The organism is Oceanispirochaeta sp. M1 (assembly GCF_003346715.1).
GTDB lineage: Bacteria > Spirochaetota > Spirochaetia > DSM-2461 > DSM-2461 > Oceanispirochaeta.
The window spans coordinates 1-17,306 of the sequence record NZ_QQPQ01000005.1 but is presented as its reverse complement, the minus strand read 5'-3'; the positions used below and the strand labels follow the sequence as shown (position 1 = coordinate 17,306).

The following is a 17,306-nucleotide window of genomic DNA, read 5'->3' as shown; positions in this document are numbered from 1 at the left end:
TCAATTAAGGATGTTATTGTTGAATTAAATATCTGTCAAGAAAAAAGGTCGTAATTGTGTAAATTAAGGCATTATTGAGCTTTTGACGTCCTTTGTCTTCATTTCTTTGTGTTTAAACCCTTAAGGGATATCCTTTGTAATAGGATGATATATCGCTATTAGAAATAAAGTAATATGAACACGTTTAATTAGAAAAGTAACATATACCCTTCTATATTGCGGTTACTTCATCGCCCACACGGATAATTCCAGATTCCAGAACTCCCATAAAACGGGCGGCCTTAGGGAGAGCACATGTCGACTTGCTATGAATAATCTCACAGTCAGGCCAGCATTTTTTACCTATGACTGTCACCTTGAGGATCGCATCTCCGATGCGGAACCAGCTGTCTTTAGTAAGAGTCTCCAGTGGAATCCCTTCTATCTGAACAGTCTCTAGGAATCGCCCGAAACAAAGGCCGTTGCGGCTGTCTAAGGTGACCAGGTCTCTGTCTTCTTTGCGGAGGAGACAGACCTGTCTGGGACCTTCGGCAGAGTTTACATCTCCCACAAGACCATAGTTCTCTTTAAACTCTCCCTCAGTTATTTCCTGGCGGGGCGATTCCCTGTCTTTTTTGATGAAAATTGCACTCACATGTCCCATGAATATACTCCTTTTTATAGGGGGGCTAGTGGCCCTCACTTCGAAACATCTTTCCGCTATGATCCATAACGGGCAGCAGCACTTTGGTGCAGAGTCTGACAGCCTTTACGGAACCGGGGAAATTGACCACGATGGTCTGATTTATGAATCCTGCATATCCACGGCTCAACATGGCCATGGGGGTCTCTTTATAAGATTCACTTCTTAATATTTCGGCAATGCCCGGAAGATCCTTTCTGCAGAAATCTTTAGAGACTTCAGGGGTGATGTCTCTTGGAGAAATTCCGGTGCCTCCGGTCGTTATAATGTAATCGTCCCCCAGGAAATCTTCCAGAGCTTTTTTTATAGGCTCTTTATCATCTGGGACTATGCGGCGGCGGACTCTGCAGTCCGGATATCTCTCTTTGATAATAGATTCTATTTCAGGCCCGGAAAGATCTTCATATTCTCCCCGACTTGCCCGGTCACTTACGGTAAGTACAGTTACTGTCACAGCTGATGTTTCCTCCGCTTATTACTTTAACAAAGATACCCTTCCGGGGCATGACACAGTCTCCAACCGCCTGAAAAACGGCGCAGCCATGGTGACACTCTTTTCCAATCTGTGTGACTTCCACTTCACAGTCTCCCAGCATGATTCTTGTTCCAACGGGTAGAACCGCAAGATCAATTCCCACAGTGGTGATATTTTCTGCAAAGTCGCCGAAGTTCAGCTCCACACCCTTGCCGCGCATGGTTTCAACATCTTCGTCTGCAAGCATGGAGATCTGACGGTGCCAGTTTCCTGCATGGGCATCACCCACAATGCCGTGATCCACCTTAAGTTCGGCACTGTCCACGGGAACTTTCTGTTCCCCTTTTTTTGTTGATATATTTATTGATACTATTTTGAATGATGTCATGTCGCTCATTTGTATTCCTCTAATTGGTGATTATTGATTAGGCAGCTCGGTTTTAGTCTTTTCCAACAAATGAATATCGCCTATTCTCATTTTTTTGTCGGCGGCCTTGCACATATCATATATTGTTAAAGCCGCAACAGAGACCGCTGTCAAAGCTTCCATCTCGATCCCGGTTTTATCTGAACAGACAGTTCTAGCTGTAATCCTGACACCATCCTCTTCCACTTCAAGATTCAGGACTACCTGATCCATCCCAATATTGTGACAGAGGGGAATCAGACTCGAGGTCTGCTTGGCTCCCATGACTCCTGCAATATTCGCGGTGGTGAGAACATCTCCCTTTTTTATCTGATTGTCTTTGATCAGTGTCATAGTTTCGGGAGCACAGAATATTTTTCCAGTGGCGGTGGCTGTTCTGTGGATAATCGGCTTGGCCGAGACATCCACCATGCGAGCCTGACCGGCATCATCTATATGACTGAGTTTCATTTTATTATCCTCCGATTTCCACCATATTTCTGGTGGAGCAGCTGCTGCCGCAGCGGGGTTTTTCTGTAATAGCCTTTTTGAGGCCCTCTTTTATATTGTTCATATCAATTGTAATTTCATTATCTGAATGAAGGCATGGCTTCAGCTTGCCGTTGGAGAGGAGGCGGATACGATTGCAGGCCGCACAGGGGGGAGGGCGGTGGTAGATGATCTCCTCATCTTTGAACTTGTTGTCTTTCAGGTCATATTCTCTGATTCTCTGGAGAGTGATCCCCTTGTCCTGACAGAACTGCTTCATGCTCTCCATCTCTTCCCGGCCGGTATCATCGGAGACAACCATATTGAGTTTGACGGGAAATCCCTGAGCCAGTGCCGCATCGATTCCTTTCAATACTTCTTCAATGTTCCCACCCCTGGTCAGATAGGAGTAGCGTTCGGGGTCCAGGGTATCCAGAGATATATTCAGACTGTCCAGTCCGGATTCTTTCAGCCCCTTGGCATACTGTTCCAGATAGTGACCGTTTGTGGTCATACCGAGAGTCTTCAGTCCTTCAATCCCCTTAAGTTGTGCTACCAGAGCGCAGATACCTTTCCGGACAAGAGGTTCCCCTCCAGTGAGACGGATTTTACTGATTCCCAGAGCAACTGCCTCTTTAGCAATTTCTGTTATCTGTTCAAAGCTGAGGCAGTCTTCGTGTCTTTTCTTTTCCACACCTTCTTCGGGCATGCAGTAGATACATCGCAGATTGCAGCGGTCTGTAACTGATATTCTTAAGTAAGATATTTCACGTTCAAAGGAGTCTAACATTGACCACCGCTCCTTCGTCCACTATTTCGATCCCCTGATCCACTATTATCAGGCCATCTGCCTCTCCCATGGCATTCAAGTGAGAGGAGCCGTGATAGGAGACAGGATAGACCTTTTCATCTTTGAAACAGACAGGTAGAAATTCTGTTCTTTCGAATGTCCGTCGTCTTATCCCTTTACCAAGTACTCCTCTTAATACATCGGGTTTGTAATCGAGGCCGCAATATCTGTAGATCAGATGTTTTACAAATACTTCAAAAAGGACATATGTGGAGACGGGATTTCCAGGCAGACCGAAGACAAAACAGCTGTCATTGCGGCCGAACCATATGGGACGTCCCGGTTTTATTGCTGCTTTGTGGAAGAATTTTCTTACTCCCAGCTTCTCAAGGGTTTCGGGGATAAAGTCGAATTCACCCATGGAGACTCCCCCTGAGAGAAGAAGAATATCATTTTCTTCAACTCCCTTTCTGATTATTTCATAGAGTGATTTCCGGTCATCCACTGTAATTCCGTAATAGTGGACGGGGCAGTTTACTGAAGCCGTCTGGGCCATAAGCTGAGGGCCGTTACTGTTGTAGATCTCTCCATCTCCCAGAGGCTCTCCGGGTTCTTTTATCTCAGAGCCAGTTGTAATGATTCCAATCCGGGGAGGAAGGGCTACTTCTACTTCTGCCATCCCCAGGGATGCGAGAATACCGATATCTCCGGGAGAGAGTCTGCGGGGGCTCAGTACGGCATCTCCGTTTTTGAGATTCTCACCTTGTAATATGATGTTTTCCAGAGGCTCATCAGTTTCAAGGTAAACAGTGTCGTCTTCCCTGCGGGTATATTCTATTCTGATAACCTTGCCGCAGCCTTCAGGAATTTTTGCCCCTGTCATGATAGCGGCACATTCTCCGACTTTGAGGGCAGGTCTGTTAGAAACGTCTCCGGCGGCGACAGTCTCCATTACCTTCCAGGGACCTTTCTCATCACCCGTAGGGACAGCCCAGCCGTCCATGGCAGACTTATCAAAGGGGGGAGAGTCCAGAGTTGAGTAGACAGTTTTATTAATTAAACGGCCGGCAGCCTTATGAAGGGGTACTTTTTCACATTTTACCTTCATTTCCTGCTCGTCCAGAATTTTGTAGATATCATGCAGTCCGATCATTCTTTCAGTCCTTTTTTGCATTATTACTTTAAGTATGAGTCCGAAATCTATGTTAAGGGTAAAACGGCCTTCTTAAAAGACTTTGGATAATAAAAATTTAACCTTTCAGCAGAATTTCATTTTCAGCAATTATACCATTCCTTGAGCTTACCCGGGAGAGATTAATTGGATGTCTTCAGGGTAGTAATTAAATTCGATCAATAATAATTGTTTCACTGTGAAAATAGTATTATCTTATATAATATTAAAATACTAATATATGTGCTATAAGATCCTCGCAGATTGTCAGAATAATTAAACTGATGACTTCTGTGAAAAAATCAGAGTTATGTTGCCTTGGGGCAGCGGGAGGCTTATTTTCTAACTATGAATACAATAATGCATATTGATAATCTGAAGAAAAACTACGGCACAGTCCAGGCTGTCGACGGTATCAGTTTTGACATAGAAGAAGGAATCTGCTTCGGGCTTCTCGGTCCCAACGGTGCAGGAAAAACTACGACTATTGAGATGATGGAGGGAATTTTATCTCCCAGTAGCGGGACAGTTTATTTCAGAGATAAAATTATCGATCAGAATTTTAAGAAAAAAGTTGGAATACAGTTTCAGAACACAGCTTTACCTGAATTTATCACTGTTAAAGAGACTCTTGAACTGTTCAGATCTCTATATCCTGATCCCAGAACAATGGACGAAGTTATAGAGATCTGCTCTCTGTCGGATATCATTGACAGGGATAACAGAAAACTCTCGGGGGGGCAGCGTCAGAGAATGCTCCTTGGGCTGGCGATTATTCCCAGACCTGAGATGGTTTTTCTTGATGAACCCACAACGGGTCTCGATCCTCAGGCAAGACGAAATTTCTGGGATCTTATTAAGAGGATCAAGGCGGAGAAAACGACGGTCCTCCTCACGACTCATTATATGGAAGAAGCAGAAATACTCTGTGATAAGATTGCTATTATGGATCATGGGAAACTGATGGAGATCGACACTCCCGAGCAGCTGCTTCTTAATCATTTTGATGGAGCCCTGGTCTCTGTTCCTCATTCAGGACGCACAGATCTGGATCTTGAGGGGGGACTCCTGAAGGGAGATCTTCTTGAGATCACTACACAAAATCTGGATAAAACAATGAGAGAACTACTCGCCTCTCAGTTAAATCTGGAGGGGCTCAGTATAAAAAAACCAAATCTTGAAGATCTCTTTCTTAAGTTAACTGGAACTTTGTTACGCTCATAAATCAAGAACAGGCTCATACAGCAAGGAATATTTAATGAATCAATTTACAGCAATTGTATATGCAAGAACTATGGAATTTATAAGGGACAGGGGAACCTTTTTCTGGAATCTTCTCTTTCCAATTGTGTTGGTTGTTGGATTCTCTGTCGCTTTCAGCGGTGGAGATGACTCCATGTTCAAAGTAGGTATTATGGGTGATGACTCATCACTCAATGGAACATTTCTGGAGATGAATGTAATCGAAACCATCCCCTATGATATTGAAATTGAAGAGAGTCTTGAAAAACTCAGGCGGCATCAGATCGATATGATTGTCGATTTTGATTCCAAGTCCTATTACCTTAATAAGGAATCCGCCTCTTCAGAGCTCTTAAGAACTTTAAGTGTATCTGATTTTTCCGGATATACTGAAAACGAGATCAGCGGTAAAGCAATCCGTTATGTTGACTGGCTTGTTCCTGGAGTGATCGGGATGAATATGCTTTTCAGCTGCATGTTCGGAGTCGGCTTTGTTATTGTCCGTTACAGAAAAAATGGTGTGTTGAAACGTATGAAGGCCACTCCTGTGAGTCCCTTCACTTTCATTACAGCTCAGATGGCCAGCCGTTTTATTATTGTACTGCTAACTTCCATTGCAGTATTCGGCGGGACTAATATATTTCTCCATTTTGTGGTGAACGGATCATATCTACTTCTGATTCTGATCACCGCTCTTGCGATACTGTGTATGATATCTTTCGGTCTTATCTTTGCTTCCCGACTGAAAAGTGAAGAACTTGCAAGTGGACTGATGAACCTGCTCACCTTTCCTATGATCATTTTTTCCGGAGTTTTCTTTTCTCTGGAAGGGACTCCTCAATTTATGCAGACAGCCTCCAGGGTATTTCCATTAACCCATTTTATAGAAGCATCCAGAGCTGTTATGATAGATGGAGCCGGATTTATGCAGATCCTGCCGAATCTTATAGTATTAGCTGGAATGACACTCTTATTTCTTGCGGTCTCTTCAGTCCTTTTTAAATGGGAATAGAATTGTCTGGTGTATAACTCAGCATAGAAAGATAGGGTTCGAGCAAAAGCAGTCGGAGAGGATAACTTGGGAAAAAATATCTATTTCATTGGTTCTTATACAGAAGTTCAGGGTCATGCTCCACATGCCTGCGGAGAAGGGATATATATAATTAGCCAGGATAGAGAAACAGGACTCTTATCCATTGAATCCAGAATGACAGACATTGAAAATCCAAGCTGGGTACATTGGGATTCCGGAAGAAAGAAACTCTATGCCGCTACCGAGAATTCCGGTGATGACGGAGAGCTTGTCAGCTATAATTACAATTCAGAAAAACAATTGACAGAGCTGAGTCGTCAGAGAGGACCAGGCAATGCAGTCTGTCATCTTTTAACCCTTTCAAAGCAGAATCTACTTCTTACTGTTTCCTATATCAGTGGTACTCTGGAGGGCTTTGAATTAAAGAACAGTCTCCCCGAAAGACGGCAGCATATCTTTCAATACAAAGGAAATGGTCCGAACCTTGAAAGACAGGAAGGACCCCATGCCCATCAGCTGTGTCCTGATAATTATGAGAATAAACTCTATGTCTGCGATCTTGGCAGTGACAGAATCTGGATGCATGATCTTAAGTCTCCTGATTTGAAGCAGGAGACTGCACTGGAAGTTCCGAAGGGTTATGGTCCCCGTCATATGGTGATGGATGGACAGTCTTCTCTGGCTTACATTCTCTGTGAATTACAGCCTAAGCTCCTTGTCGCCCACATATTTGAAGATGGAGAAGAGAAGGGGAGGATGGAAATCCTTGAAGAGCATCATACTGCCGCAGTGGATGACAGGGCAAAAGCGGCTCCTGCCGCCATTAAGATTCACCCCTCTGGAAATACTCTTTATGTCTCCAACCGCTTTGTAGATTCCATTACTGTATTCAGCCTGGATCGGTCTGATAATTCAGCTTCGGTTCATAAAGTGGATGAGTTCAGCAGCCGCGGGAAGACACCCAGGGATTTTACATTCAGTCCCGACGGGAAATGGCTTCTCATTGGCAATCAGGATTCAAGTGATATCCAATGTTGCCGGATCGATCCTGAGACAGGTCTGTCCCTGAATGAGTGGACCCCTGCTTTAAAGATAGGGACTCCGGTTTGTCTCGTTCCTCTATGATGTCACAAATATTATAATACAATCCTCAGCCGGGGAAATAAGGAGATTCTGTTGTTTCAACCAAATACCTATGCTCTAAGAAGAGAAACCCTGAAAAAGAAGGTCAGATCCGGACTCATTTTACTACTAGGAAATGAAGAGAGTTCCATGAATTTCGGGGATAATACTTATCCATTCCGCCAGGACAGTTCCTTTCTCTATTTTTTCGGCCTCAATCAGGCCGGTTTAACCGGGATCATCGATGTGGATGAAGACAGAGAGTTTCTCTTCGGAGATGATCTGACAATTGATCACATTGTCTGGATGGGCATACAGCCCACTGTGAAGGAGAGGGCCCAGCGGGCCGGGGTGACAAATACAGGCAATAATCAGGCTCTCCATGATTTACTAAAGAAAGCCCGGTCTCAGAATCGTCAGATTCATTTCCTTCCCCCCTACAGGCCTGAAAACAGTCTAAAACTGTGGCGTTGGCTGGGAATTGATCCTGATAATATTAAGGATTCTGCTTCTCTGGAGTTGATAAAAGCGGTGATCCTCCAGAGGGAAGTGAAAACAGAGGAAGAACTGGCAGAAATTGAAACAGCGGTCAATACCAGTGTGGATATGCATGTGGCGGCCATGAATATGGTCAGTCCGGGAATCTCAGAGGCCCTGGTGGCGGCCCGGGTTCAGGAAATCGCCGTTGCTGCAGGTGGGCGCCTCTCTTTTCCGGCAATCGCTACGGTTCATGGAGAGACTCTTCATAACCATTATCATGGCAACGAACTTAAGGAGGGGCAGTTATTTCTCCTGGACAGCGGCGCCGAATCAGCCATGGGATACGCCGGTGATCTTTCCAGTACCATTCCTGTAGGCAGCACTTTTTCCCAGCGCCAGAGTGAAATCTATGATATCAGTCTGGCATCTCATGAAGCGGCAATTTCTGCCTTAAAACCCGGTATTCCCTTTAAAGATATCTATTATGAGTCAGCCCGGACGATTGTGAACGGCTTGAAAGACCTTGGTCTGATGAAAGGAGATACAGAAGAGGCTCTGATACAGGGGGCGCATGCCCTGTTTTTTCCCTGTGGACTGGGCCACCAGATGGGCCTGGATGTTCATGATATGGAAGACCTGGGGGAGGAGTATGTCGGGTATGACGGGCAGCCGAAAAGCAGGCAGTTCGGCCTGAAATCACTCAGGCTGGCCAAGGAGCTGAAACCCGGTTTTGTATTAACTATTGAGCCGGGAATCTATTTTATTCCGACCCTGATTGATCTGTGGAAAACAGAAAATAAGTTCAGTGATTATATCAACTATGATAGAGTGGAAACATACAAAGAATTCGGTGGAATCCGTAATGAAGAGAATTTTGTAATAACGGATAATGGAGCCAGACTGCTGGGAAAACAGAAGCCTAAAACCAGAGAAGATGTGGAGGCAGAGAAAGGCTTGTGAATATACTATAGAACAATATTGAAGTTTGTATTCAATATTGTTCTATAGTATAATGAATTCATGATTAGTAGGAATGCAGAACATTATATAGCTGAACTGGCAAAGTACTTTCCAGTCATTACGATAACAGGACCTCGTCAATCAGGAAAAACAACCCTTACTAAATTGTGCTTTCCAGAGTATGAATACTGCTCGCTTGAAGATCCAGATACCAGACGCTTTGCCGAGTTTGATCCCAGGGATTTTCTGAATAAATACAGTAGTTCGGTAGTCATTGATGAAATTCAGAGAGTCCCTTCATTGCTGTCATATATTCAGACTATTGTAGATCAGAGAAAGAAAAAAGCAGACTTTATACTGACCGGCAGTCATCAACCTCTATTGGTGCAGGCAATTTCTCAATCATTAAGCGGCCGATCGGGAAATTTAAGATTATACCCTTTTACACAATCAGAAATATCCGGGCTCCTGAATAAGGATCCCTTTGTGAGCTGCTTCAATGGTTTTTATCCGGTGATCTATTCTGAGAATATCCCTCCATCATTATTTTATCCCAACTATTATCAAACATATCTGGAAAGAGATGTTCGCCAACTTATAAATTTAAAGAATTCAAAGCAATTCCAGATTTTTATTGGGCTTCTATCTGGAAGAATCGGGCAATTGATTAATTTAAATTCCATTGCAGCAGATACGGGTGTATCAAATAACACAATAAAGGAATGGTTATCCATCCTTGAGGCTTCCTATATTATCTACACTCTACCTCCTTATTTTAAAAACATACGGAAACGGCTTGTTAAGTCACCAAAGTTATATATTTCAGATACAGGGTTACTCTGCAGCCTGCTGGGAATAGAGAATCCGGAACAACTGAAGAGAGATCCATTACGAGGTAACATATTCGAAAATTATGTAATAATGGATTTGCTAAAAGAATTATATCACAAGGGCATAACCCCACGAGTATACTTTCTACGGGATTCAAAAGGATTTGAAATTGATTTTCTCATAGAACAACAGGGGAAAATTAAGCTCGTAGAGATAAAATCTTCAGCAACATGGAATAAGGAATTTCATAAAAATCTACATACAGCCGCAAAACTATTTTCCACTCCTGTAGAACTGTTTCTTGTGTACTCGGGGAATGAAGTAATGTCTGTTGATGGTGTTAAGGTTTTACCTGCTGCTAATATCAAGGAGATCATTGAATCATAGAGTCCTGAAGTGTCATTCATTACTTATTATCCTGCTTCCAGTCTCTTGGGTTGAAACTCTGTTTGATGGGGAATATGACTTTAGCTATAATGAAAGATGAGACAGTAGCTGAAGTAGTGGAGATCTTATGAAAAAGAATCATATTTTAAACATCATTATTGTTTCCTTCTTATTTATAGGCTGTTCACCCGCCGAGAAAATCACATCTCCCTTTACTGTTCCCGAAGGAAATATCCTTACATCATTTTCTGTTACAGCAGACATGAGAGAATATACCTCTAACGATATCAATTATTTCAGGGGAGTCTGTGAGCGGCTTTCATTCGGAGGTGCCGGGGATTTTATGATTTCCCCTGGAGATATTGATCCTCCCGACCAGGCCTATTCAGCATTGCAAGATTATTTGGGAGAAAATTATATATGGTATCCCGTTGTGGGCAACCATGAAGCCGAAACTGTATCGGATATGAACTGGTTGAGAGAACACAATCCTAATGGAGACAGTCTGCCCGGTATCGTACACCTGGGGCCAGACAATGGTGTGGAGACAACATACAGTTTTGATTATGGTAATCTGCACATTATTGTTCTGAATGAATACTATGATGGTACATCGGATATTGCTACTGATGGTGATATTACCGATCCCCTGTATGATTGGCTCGTTAATGATCTGACGACTTATAGTAAATCTGTGACCCTGGTTATCGGTCATGAACCGGCTTTCCCCCTGGCTGATGAAGAGAGCGGAAGGATAAGACATGTTGGAGATTCTTTAGATAAATATCCTGTGAACAGGGATCGGTTCTGGACACTGTTAAGAGACAATGATGTAATGGCTTATATCTGCGGACACACTCACAATTACAGTAAAACCAAAGTGGATTCTGTTTGGCAGATTGATGCAGGACATGCCAGAGGGATAGCTGATACAGGTTCCAGAAGTACTTTTTTAATGTTCTATCTTATGGATGACACCAGTCTCTGGTGCTATACCTATCGCCTGAATTATTCTTCATCCCAATATGAACTTACGGATTTTGAACAGTTGTAATCAGCCTGATTTTAGCTCATATAGTGTTTTATTCACTCTTTTGGGTTTTTAATCTATTTCGAAGAATCTCCTGATTTAGCAACTTTTTTTGATGGGAGTCTGAATCCCGATGATATTATTCCAATGTTGCAGAACTATTTGAATGTAACAATTGAAAATGGTAAGACTCTTTTGTTTTTCGATGAGATTCAAGCCTGTCCGAGAGCTTTACTATCTCTCAGATATTTCTTTGAAAAACGTCCGGAATTACATCTTCTTGCTGCCGGTTCCCTCATTGATTTTGAACTTGAATCTATCTCTTTTCCTGTCGGCCGCATTGATTTCTATTATCTATACCCTCTCAATTTTATAGAATTCATAATAAAACATATCCACAGGCTATTCATAAACAGTTATTATCCCTGCTCAGAGATTATACTATTCTCGGAGGTATGCCTCAGGTTGTTAAAGAATATGTTGAAACAGGAGACATTGCTGAATGTCAAATTATTCAATCTTCCATAATCGAGACCTTTCAGGCTGACTTTCCCAAATATGCAAAAAAAATCAGATAAAGTATCTGTCTACTGTTTTTAATGCAATACCGTTTCAGCTCGGTCGGAAATTTAAATACACTAATATCTCAAATCTTTACAAAGCCAGAGAATTGGGAACAGCTTTTGAACTTCTGGAAAAAGCCGGACTTGTAATTCCGGTATATCATACCAGTGCAAACGGTATTCCACTAGAACATGAAAAGAATTTTAAAAAGTTCAAAGTTATCTTTTTCGATATAGGTCTTGCTCTTCGGATTCTCCGAATCCCAATTAAAGAACTGCTGCTTAACGATGATATAACCCAGGTAAATGAAGGTGCTCTGGCAGAACAATTTATGGGGCAGGAACTTCTGGCTTATTCCTCTTGTCGGGAAAAAGGATTTTTGTTCTACTGGCATAGAGAAGCCAAATCAAGTAATGCAGAGGTCGATTATATAATCGAATCAGATGGCAGAATCCTCCCAATAGAAGTCAAATCGGGCTTAAAAGGGAAAATGAAAAGTCTGCAGATATTCATTAACGAAAAAGCCCCTGAACTTAGTTATTGTTTTAACAGAGAACAACTCAGGGAAACAGATGGAATACGCTTTGTTCCTTTATACAGTATAAATGAATTATTCAGATGAACTTCTGAAGCACAGGGATTACATCCACACACCGTCGACATATAGAATCTGGCCGGAGTTTTGCTTTTTATTTGTCAGCCCCCTGAGATCTCAGAGTCCTCGTCTTATCGATGAGTAGAAACAAAGCGTTAAAATGCGCTTTATTTAGCGATGACCAGATTGAAGTTGTCAGTGAAGAAGGTTTCAGTGAAGAAGGTGTAAGGATTACAATATCTGTAGATTGAACATTTCTGTTTGCAGATCAATTGTCAATAAAAAAATCCACCAGTTTACAAACTGATGGATTTCTATTCACAACTCTAGATTACTAAAACTCTGTTTTAAACAACTTACTGATAATGAGACCAGCACCCGTTGCTGTCACAGCCATCAGAACCAGAATATTAACAAAGGGTATAAGAACCAGAAGGACAAAGAAGACAAAGGCCATTAGAAACTGAAGGTAGATGCTGTTGTTTGTCCATTTAAACAATTTGAACAGTAGCTGACCTGCCAGAGCCAATCCCAACAGTACTGTCAGTCCCATCAGAGGAAATACCGAAAGTCCCAGGGCAATTGATAAGGGAAGCAGGGGAATGGTGAACATTATGACTACGGGGAAGATAAACACAGGAATCAGTCCCCACAGCAGGGTTTTTCCATAACTTCCGGGATCTCTTTCCTGTGTGAATAAAGATTTCACACCGGGGAACAGAAGGAGCAGCAGACCGCTCACAGCAATGGCCAGAAAGAAAATTATCGATGCAACAATACGGAAAGTTCTGAAGCCCGTATTCTTAAATTTTTCCTTAATCTCATATTTTACAGAGCCAGTCACCCGGGCACTCTCTTTTTCAGATATTTTTTTCCCACTGCCGTAGATCAGGTTCCCGTCGATGGAGCCCCTTTCAGTAATGATCAGCTTTCCGGTTCTGACATTGACATCTCCCTTAACAGGACCGTCAATGATAATTTCACCGGCTCCTGCTAACAGGCCATTGTTTAACTGCCCCATAATATGGAGATTACTGGCACCAGTCAGGAGGGTCCCGTCCATTACGGCATTTTCGGCGATGATGATCGTCTCAGCTCCTATAAAAGCAGTCTCCAGAACATGGCCTGTAATTCTGACCGAGTTACCGATACTATGGAAATTCTTGGCAATGATGCCGTTAAGCTCCACGGTTTCCCCGAACGCCAGCAATCCCCCGGAGGACTCTCCATCAAAATTAATACTTTTTCCCATCAGATAGAGATCATCTGCAATTCCGGAAAAACTGATATTTTTTCCACCTGCAAAATAGTCTCCATCGAAGTTTCTGGATTCAAAAACCGATTTTTCTTCTTCATTGGCAGAGATGTATATGCTTCCGGCATCAAAATTAAGATCCTCTGCCGCTGCTATTGATGCTGAACCGATAAATAAAGCCATTAAAAGGCATTTGGTAATTAATGTTTTTCTCATCATATTACTCCTTGATTTGTTTCTGCCTAAAATATAAACCCAAAATGAACCCAGTCAAAAGGGATTAGACTGAGTGGACGATTTATCCCCTTGAGCGGTTCTTCAGGACCTTTCAGTGGTATTTTTTCGTTGTCTCCTTTCTGGGGATAGAGTACTCTTTATTTGTATGAAACTGAAAACCAGTTCACAATTATGGAGATCTCTATTCATTCCGGTTTTTTTGATGACCCTGTTTCTCCTCCCTCTTCTGTTCATACTGGTGAAGCGCGATTTCTCATCGGATCTGATCCCTTTGAGTCTGGTCAACAGTTTCATCATGACCGGAGGCATGCTGCTTAACATTTTCGTATTCAGACAATTGTCAGGAAAGGTTAGAAATTCTGTCATAATCCTTCTTATTGTTCTCACTTCCGCAGGGTTTTCCATCAGTGGATTTATCTACATTACCCTCAATTATCCCCTGTTTTTTCTTTATGGCATCGAGGTGCTGATCTCCTATATCCTGATAATTTTTATCATCATCACTTCTCTCAGTCTATTCAGCAGCGGGTTCTTCAATTATCAAACAATAGTTGATAGGGAAAGAAAAGATAAAGAAACAGAAAAGAAGATGAGAGAGGAGATGGAGCGGCAGATGTTTTCATCGAAAATCAATCCCCATTTTCTGTTCAACTCTCTGAACCTTATGATCTCGCTATTAGATGATAAGGAGAAAGCCGAGGATGTACTGATTCGGCTGTCCGAACTGCTGCGCTATAATCTGGATGCTTCAAAGAAAGTCAGTATCCCTCTGACTCAGGAGATCGACAGTGTGGAAAAATATCTCTTTATTCAGAAAGAGCGCTTTGGAAAACGTCTTGAATATAAAATTACGGGTCAATCTCATTGTGAGGTTCCCCCTCTACTGCTCCAACCCCTTGTTGAGAATTCGATAAAACATAATCTCGATCATGGTGAATCCATTGAGATCACTATTTCTATCATGGAAGATAACAAGCTGCTGTATATCACAGTTCTAGACTCAATAGGGGGGCTTAAAAGTGAGATGATAGGTGTCGGCACCGGACTGGAACTGACAAGAAGAAGAGTGGAACTCTTTGGTGGTGACTTCAGGATAGAGAAGGGGGGAATCCAAATATGTCTACCCATGAGATAACTGTACTCATCGCCGATGATGAAGCTCATGCCAGAAAAAGATTGAAGTCTCTCTTGTCAGAATATCCAGGTTTCAAAATTATTTCGGAAGCGGTTAACGGGGATCAGGTTCTCACAGAGATTATCGGGAAATCTCCGGATGTAGTCTTTCTGGATATTAATATGCCCGGAGCGTCTGTTTTTACTACTATTCCCTCCCTGAAAAATCCTCCCCTCATTGTCTTTCAGACGGCATACTCCGAGTATGGGGTCAAAGCCTTTGATATCAATGCCATTGATTATCTGATGAAGCCGGTGAGTCAGGAACGATTCAATCAGGCACTTGATAAACTTCTTATTATTCTGAACCGGGAACCCTCAGTTCAACTCGAACCCCAAAAACACACATCCAGGGATGTTCTGTCTGTTAAATCAGGAGAATCCATCAGGATCATTAAAATTCAGACAATTTCCCGGATCAGTTTTGAAGAAGGATTCAGTTTTATCCACACGGGAGGGGAGACTCTGTATTCCGATAAATCCCTTAATGCCTATGAGGAATTGCTGGAAGAGAAGGGTTTTTACCGCATAAGCCGTACAGACTTAATCAATCTGACATACATCAATAAACTGCATCCCATGTTTAAGGGGCAGTATATTGTAGAGATGCAGGGTGGTGACAAAATAAGCATTTCAAGGAGACGAATCCAGGGGCTGAAAGAGCTGATCAGTTAAAACCTATTTACATAATAAATGATAAAGTGTTTCAAATCTCCAAAGTGGTGTAGCTTTGATTCAAGAGGTCGATGTATAGAAGCTTGCGTCTTAGATTCCCTTCATTCAAAGAGGACTGAATAAACTATATCATGGGAAGTTACTTGCTTTTTCTTTATTGAATTCATAAATCTATAATATGTATACAAACTTCTGGAATATGCTTATTTAATATAGTCTTCAATTTTGATGAAATTTATATAACGGAGAGAAAGTGAGAACTATTCAATTTTGTTTTTAATAAAAGGATTCCCGTGTTTTTTATATCTATTGTTAGCAATAAAATCAGAGTGGAGCTAAAATTGATGAATTTTTGAATTAATAGATTTAAATAGATCAATGATTTCATCCAAATTTATATTGTGGTGAGTGTGAGTTATTTTTTTACATCCGCGAACATAATATAGCTGCAATATGGTAAATTTGCCTCATTCCAAGTACATACTATGATAGTATCATGTTCAATTTCCTCTGCTCTCTACTCAATTCGATATTCAGTACTTTGTTTCGAAAACGGAGAAATATCATCTTCACAATACTGTGCCTTAAGAAAGAAAACGAGATTTATCATCGGCATCTGAATCTCCAGAATAAAGAGCTGCAATTCAGGGAAAACGACAAGTTCAGCCTCTCGATGATCAAAGCTTTGTCATAGAAGGTAATAAATCATCTGACAATAGTTAAACCGAAACTCTTCTTAACTGGCAACGCAAATTAATTAAGAGCTTCTGGAGTTTTAAACATAAAATATCTGGTAGTGATCCTGTCATCAAAGAAGTTAAAAAATTGATTTTGAAATGAAACAGAATCACAACCTCAGGGGCTGAAAAAAGATTACAGATGAAATAAAGAAAATCAATATTGATATTCATTACATTGCAGTAAACAGAATAATCAGAACTGTCCGGAAGCAAGGCCTTATTCAACCGAATGGTTCATGGATCAGATTCATAAAAGTACACTGAAATTCGTTATTCGCAATGGATTTTATGACAATTGATACTTTGTTTGGCAAGAGATTATATCTATTGAATATCATGGAACTGAAAACCCGGAGGATTATCCGGTATGATTTAACTGAAAATTCCTGTATAGAATTTTCGAAATAAAGAATAGATTTGTTTTCAGAGGGCCTTGAAGAGAAAAAGACATAATCTTTGACAACACCCTACAATTCACATCAATTGATTATAGCTGGAACAGCATCAAGGGAGTCAATATATGTACCTCAGCACCTATTATGAATGCCTATGTTGAAAGGTTGAATGGAACCATTAGACGATAAGGGGTGGATCATTTTGTTCCTTTTTTTTGGAAACAACTGCCCAGCTCTGGTGGAATTAGGAAGGATCAGAGCATTTATCGGGACAATGAATTTTTTTTGATGATGTTGAAGAGACAAAACTCAAGCAGGTGGAATCTGGATTTTAGAAGCAACATCTTTATAGAATCGTATATTAGAACAACATTTATAATGCGGAACTCTGTTTTGGAGGAAATTTATTGTCAGTACGGTATTTTATTCTCCTGACTGGGTCGCTTTCCCTATGTGTCAACATAGTTGAAGCATCAACTTTTTAAGGAGATATTCAATTATGAGATACAGTTTAGGATTCAGAGAATCACAGTTAAGGAAAGTTTTACCACCGGTCAACAGACCAATTTCAGAT

General features: G+C 41.5%; 17 protein-coding genes and 1 pseudogene. 11 read left to right on the top strand and 7 right to left on the bottom strand.

All coding sequences use genetic code 11. The features are described 5' to 3' along the window. Positions 1 to 211: 211 nt before the first annotated feature. Genes DV872_RS04325 through DV872_RS04300 form a run of 6 tightly spaced genes read right to left on the bottom strand, consistent with a single transcriptional unit; the run spans position 212 to position 3,995 of the window. Positions 212 to 643 (bottom strand): hypothetical protein, encoded by a 432-nt coding sequence (locus DV872_RS04325; RefSeq protein ID WP_114628630.1) that lies wholly within the window; start codon positions 641 to 643, stop codon positions 212 to 214. Positions 644 to 668: 25 nt separating this feature from the next. Further along, positions 669 to 1,136: a MogA/MoaB family molybdenum cofactor biosynthesis protein gene (locus DV872_RS04320; RefSeq protein WP_114628629.1), complete on the bottom strand. Its 468-nt coding sequence runs from the start codon at positions 1,134 to 1,136 to the stop codon at positions 669 to 671. Then, positions 1,108 to 1,554 (bottom strand): MOSC domain-containing protein, encoded by a 447-nt coding sequence (locus tag DV872_RS04315; protein WP_114628628.1) that lies wholly within the window; start codon positions 1,552 to 1,554, stop codon positions 1,108 to 1,110. Before DV872_RS04315 ends, DV872_RS04320 begins: the two co-directional genes overlap by 29 nt. A 21-nt stretch (positions 1,555 to 1,575) precedes the next feature. Then, a complete protein-coding gene (gene moaC / locus DV872_RS04310) occupies positions 1,576 to 2,034 on the bottom strand; it encodes a cyclic pyranopterin monophosphate synthase MoaC (protein ID WP_114628627.1) in 459 nt (152 codons plus the stop codon). Between the two features lie 4 nt (positions 2,035 to 2,038). Then, entirely contained in the window at positions 2,039 to 2,842 is an 804-nt protein-coding gene (locus DV872_RS04305) for a GTP 3',8-cyclase MoaA (protein ID WP_114628626.1), read from the bottom strand. Beyond that, positions 2,826 to 3,995 carry a molybdopterin molybdotransferase MoeA gene (locus DV872_RS04300; protein ID WP_158546825.1) on the bottom strand — a complete coding sequence of 390 codons (1,170 nt, stop codon included), beginning with the start codon at positions 3,993 to 3,995 and terminating at the stop codon, positions 2,826 to 2,828. Before DV872_RS04300 ends, DV872_RS04305 begins: the two co-directional genes overlap by 17 nt. Before the next feature lie 366 nt (positions 3,996 to 4,361). On the opposite strand from DV872_RS04300, the gene DV872_RS04295 reads away from it, so the two are divergent. The 9 genes and pseudogenes from DV872_RS04295 to DV872_RS04260 all read left to right on the top strand — a co-directional run bounded on the left by DV872_RS04295 (position 4,362) and on the right by DV872_RS04260 (position 12,284). Then, on the top strand, positions 4,362 to 5,237 hold the full coding sequence (locus DV872_RS04295; RefSeq protein WP_114628624.1) for an ABC transporter ATP-binding protein: 876 nt from the start codon (positions 4,362 to 4,364) through the stop codon (positions 5,235 to 5,237). Between the two features lie 34 nt (positions 5,238 to 5,271). Further along, positions 5,272 to 6,267: an ABC transporter permease gene (locus DV872_RS04290; protein WP_114628623.1), complete on the top strand. Its 996-nt coding sequence runs from the start codon at positions 5,272 to 5,274 to the stop codon at positions 6,265 to 6,267. Between the two features lie 66 nt (positions 6,268 to 6,333). Next, positions 6,334 to 7,413: a beta-propeller fold lactonase family protein gene (locus tag DV872_RS04285; protein WP_114628622.1), complete on the top strand. Its 1,080-nt coding sequence runs from the start codon at positions 6,334 to 6,336 to the stop codon at positions 7,411 to 7,413. Positions 7,414 to 7,464: 51 nt separating this feature from the next. Then, positions 7,465 to 8,850, top strand: coding sequence for an aminopeptidase P family protein (locus DV872_RS04280; RefSeq protein WP_114628621.1), 1,386 nt, complete (start codon positions 7,465 to 7,467; stop codon positions 8,848 to 8,850). 60 nt (positions 8,851 to 8,910) lie between these two features. Continuing rightward, positions 8,911 to 9,297: pseudogene (locus DV872_RS27235) on the top strand (ATP-binding protein); the annotation flags it as partial. A 39-nt stretch (positions 9,298 to 9,336) separates the two neighbouring features. Further along, the gene (locus tag DV872_RS26925; RefSeq protein ID WP_233516408.1) at positions 9,337 to 10,068 is read left to right on the top strand and encodes an ATP-binding protein; all 732 of its coding nucleotides are present in this window, start codon (positions 9,337 to 9,339) and stop codon (positions 10,066 to 10,068) included. A 127-nt stretch (positions 10,069 to 10,195) separates the two neighbouring features. Beyond that, positions 10,196 to 11,122, top strand: coding sequence for a metallophosphoesterase (locus DV872_RS04270; RefSeq protein ID WP_114628619.1), 927 nt, complete (start codon positions 10,196 to 10,198; stop codon positions 11,120 to 11,122). Positions 11,123 to 11,245: 123 nt separating this feature from the next. Next, positions 11,246 to 11,626: an AAA family ATPase gene (locus DV872_RS27230; protein ID WP_114628618.1), complete on the top strand. Its 381-nt coding sequence runs from the start codon at positions 11,246 to 11,248 to the stop codon at positions 11,624 to 11,626. Between the two features lie 28 nt (positions 11,627 to 11,654). Beyond that, complete coding sequence (locus DV872_RS04260; protein ID WP_114628617.1) at positions 11,655 to 12,284, top strand: DUF4143 domain-containing protein; 630 nt, start codon at positions 11,655 to 11,657, stop codon at positions 12,282 to 12,284. Positions 12,285 to 12,591: 307 nt separating this feature from the next. Here the strand turns inward: DV872_RS04260 and DV872_RS04255 are convergent, their stop codons facing one another. Further along, positions 12,592 to 13,728, bottom strand: coding sequence for a polymer-forming cytoskeletal protein (locus DV872_RS04255; protein ID WP_114628616.1), 1,137 nt, complete (start codon positions 13,726 to 13,728; stop codon positions 12,592 to 12,594). A gap of 166 nt (positions 13,729 to 13,894) precedes the next feature. Here DV872_RS04255 and DV872_RS04250 point away from each other — a divergent pair, with 166 nt between their 5' ends. Continuing rightward, positions 13,895 to 14,884: a sensor histidine kinase gene (locus DV872_RS04250; protein WP_114628615.1), complete on the top strand. Its 990-nt coding sequence runs from the start codon at positions 13,895 to 13,897 to the stop codon at positions 14,882 to 14,884. Further along, positions 14,866 to 15,597 (top strand): LytTR family DNA-binding domain-containing protein, encoded by a 732-nt coding sequence (locus tag DV872_RS04245; protein WP_114628614.1) that lies wholly within the window; start codon positions 14,866 to 14,868, stop codon positions 15,595 to 15,597. The genes DV872_RS04250 and DV872_RS04245 overlap by 19 nt, the downstream gene beginning before the upstream one ends. Positions 15,598 to 17,306 lie beyond the last annotated feature (1,709 nt).

What these genes read in the sequence shown, in the direction of transcription:
- DV872_RS04325 (WP_114628630.1), bottom strand. Translation starts at nt 643, where the DNA reads ATGGGACATGTGAGTGCAATTTTCATCAAAAAAGACAGGGAATCGCCC.
- DV872_RS04315 (WP_114628628.1), bottom strand. Translation starts at nt 1,554, where the DNA reads ATGAGCGACATGACATCATTCAAAATAGTATCAATAAATATATCAACA.
- moaC (WP_114628627.1), bottom strand. Translation starts at nt 2,034, where the DNA reads ATGAAACTCAGTCATATAGATGATGCCGGTCAGGCTCGCATGGTGGAT.
- DV872_RS04305 (WP_114628626.1), bottom strand. Translation starts at nt 2,842, where the DNA reads ATGTTAGACTCCTTTGAACGTGAAATATCTTACTTAAGAATATCAGTT.
- DV872_RS04300 (WP_158546825.1), bottom strand. Translation starts at nt 3,995, where the DNA reads ATGATCGGACTGCATGATATCTACAAAATTCTGGACGAGCAGGAAATG.
- DV872_RS04295 (WP_114628624.1), top strand. Translation starts at nt 4,362, where the DNA reads ATGAATACAATAATGCATATTGATAATCTGAAGAAAAACTACGGCACA.
- DV872_RS04290 (WP_114628623.1), top strand. Translation starts at nt 5,272, where the DNA reads ATGAATCAATTTACAGCAATTGTATATGCAAGAACTATGGAATTTATA.
- DV872_RS04270 (WP_114628619.1), top strand. Translation starts at nt 10,196, where the DNA reads ATGAAAAAGAATCATATTTTAAACATCATTATTGTTTCCTTCTTATTT.
- DV872_RS27230 (WP_114628618.1), top strand. Translation starts at nt 11,246, where the DNA reads ATGTTGCAGAACTATTTGAATGTAACAATTGAAAATGGTAAGACTCTT.
- DV872_RS04255 (WP_114628616.1), bottom strand. Translation starts at nt 13,728, where the DNA reads ATGAGAAAAACATTAATTACCAAATGCCTTTTAATGGCTTTATTTATC.
- DV872_RS04250 (WP_114628615.1), top strand. Translation starts at nt 13,895, where the DNA reads ATGAAACTGAAAACCAGTTCACAATTATGGAGATCTCTATTCATTCCG.
- DV872_RS04245 (WP_114628614.1), top strand. Translation starts at nt 14,866, where the DNA reads ATGTCTACCCATGAGATAACTGTACTCATCGCCGATGATGAAGCTCAT.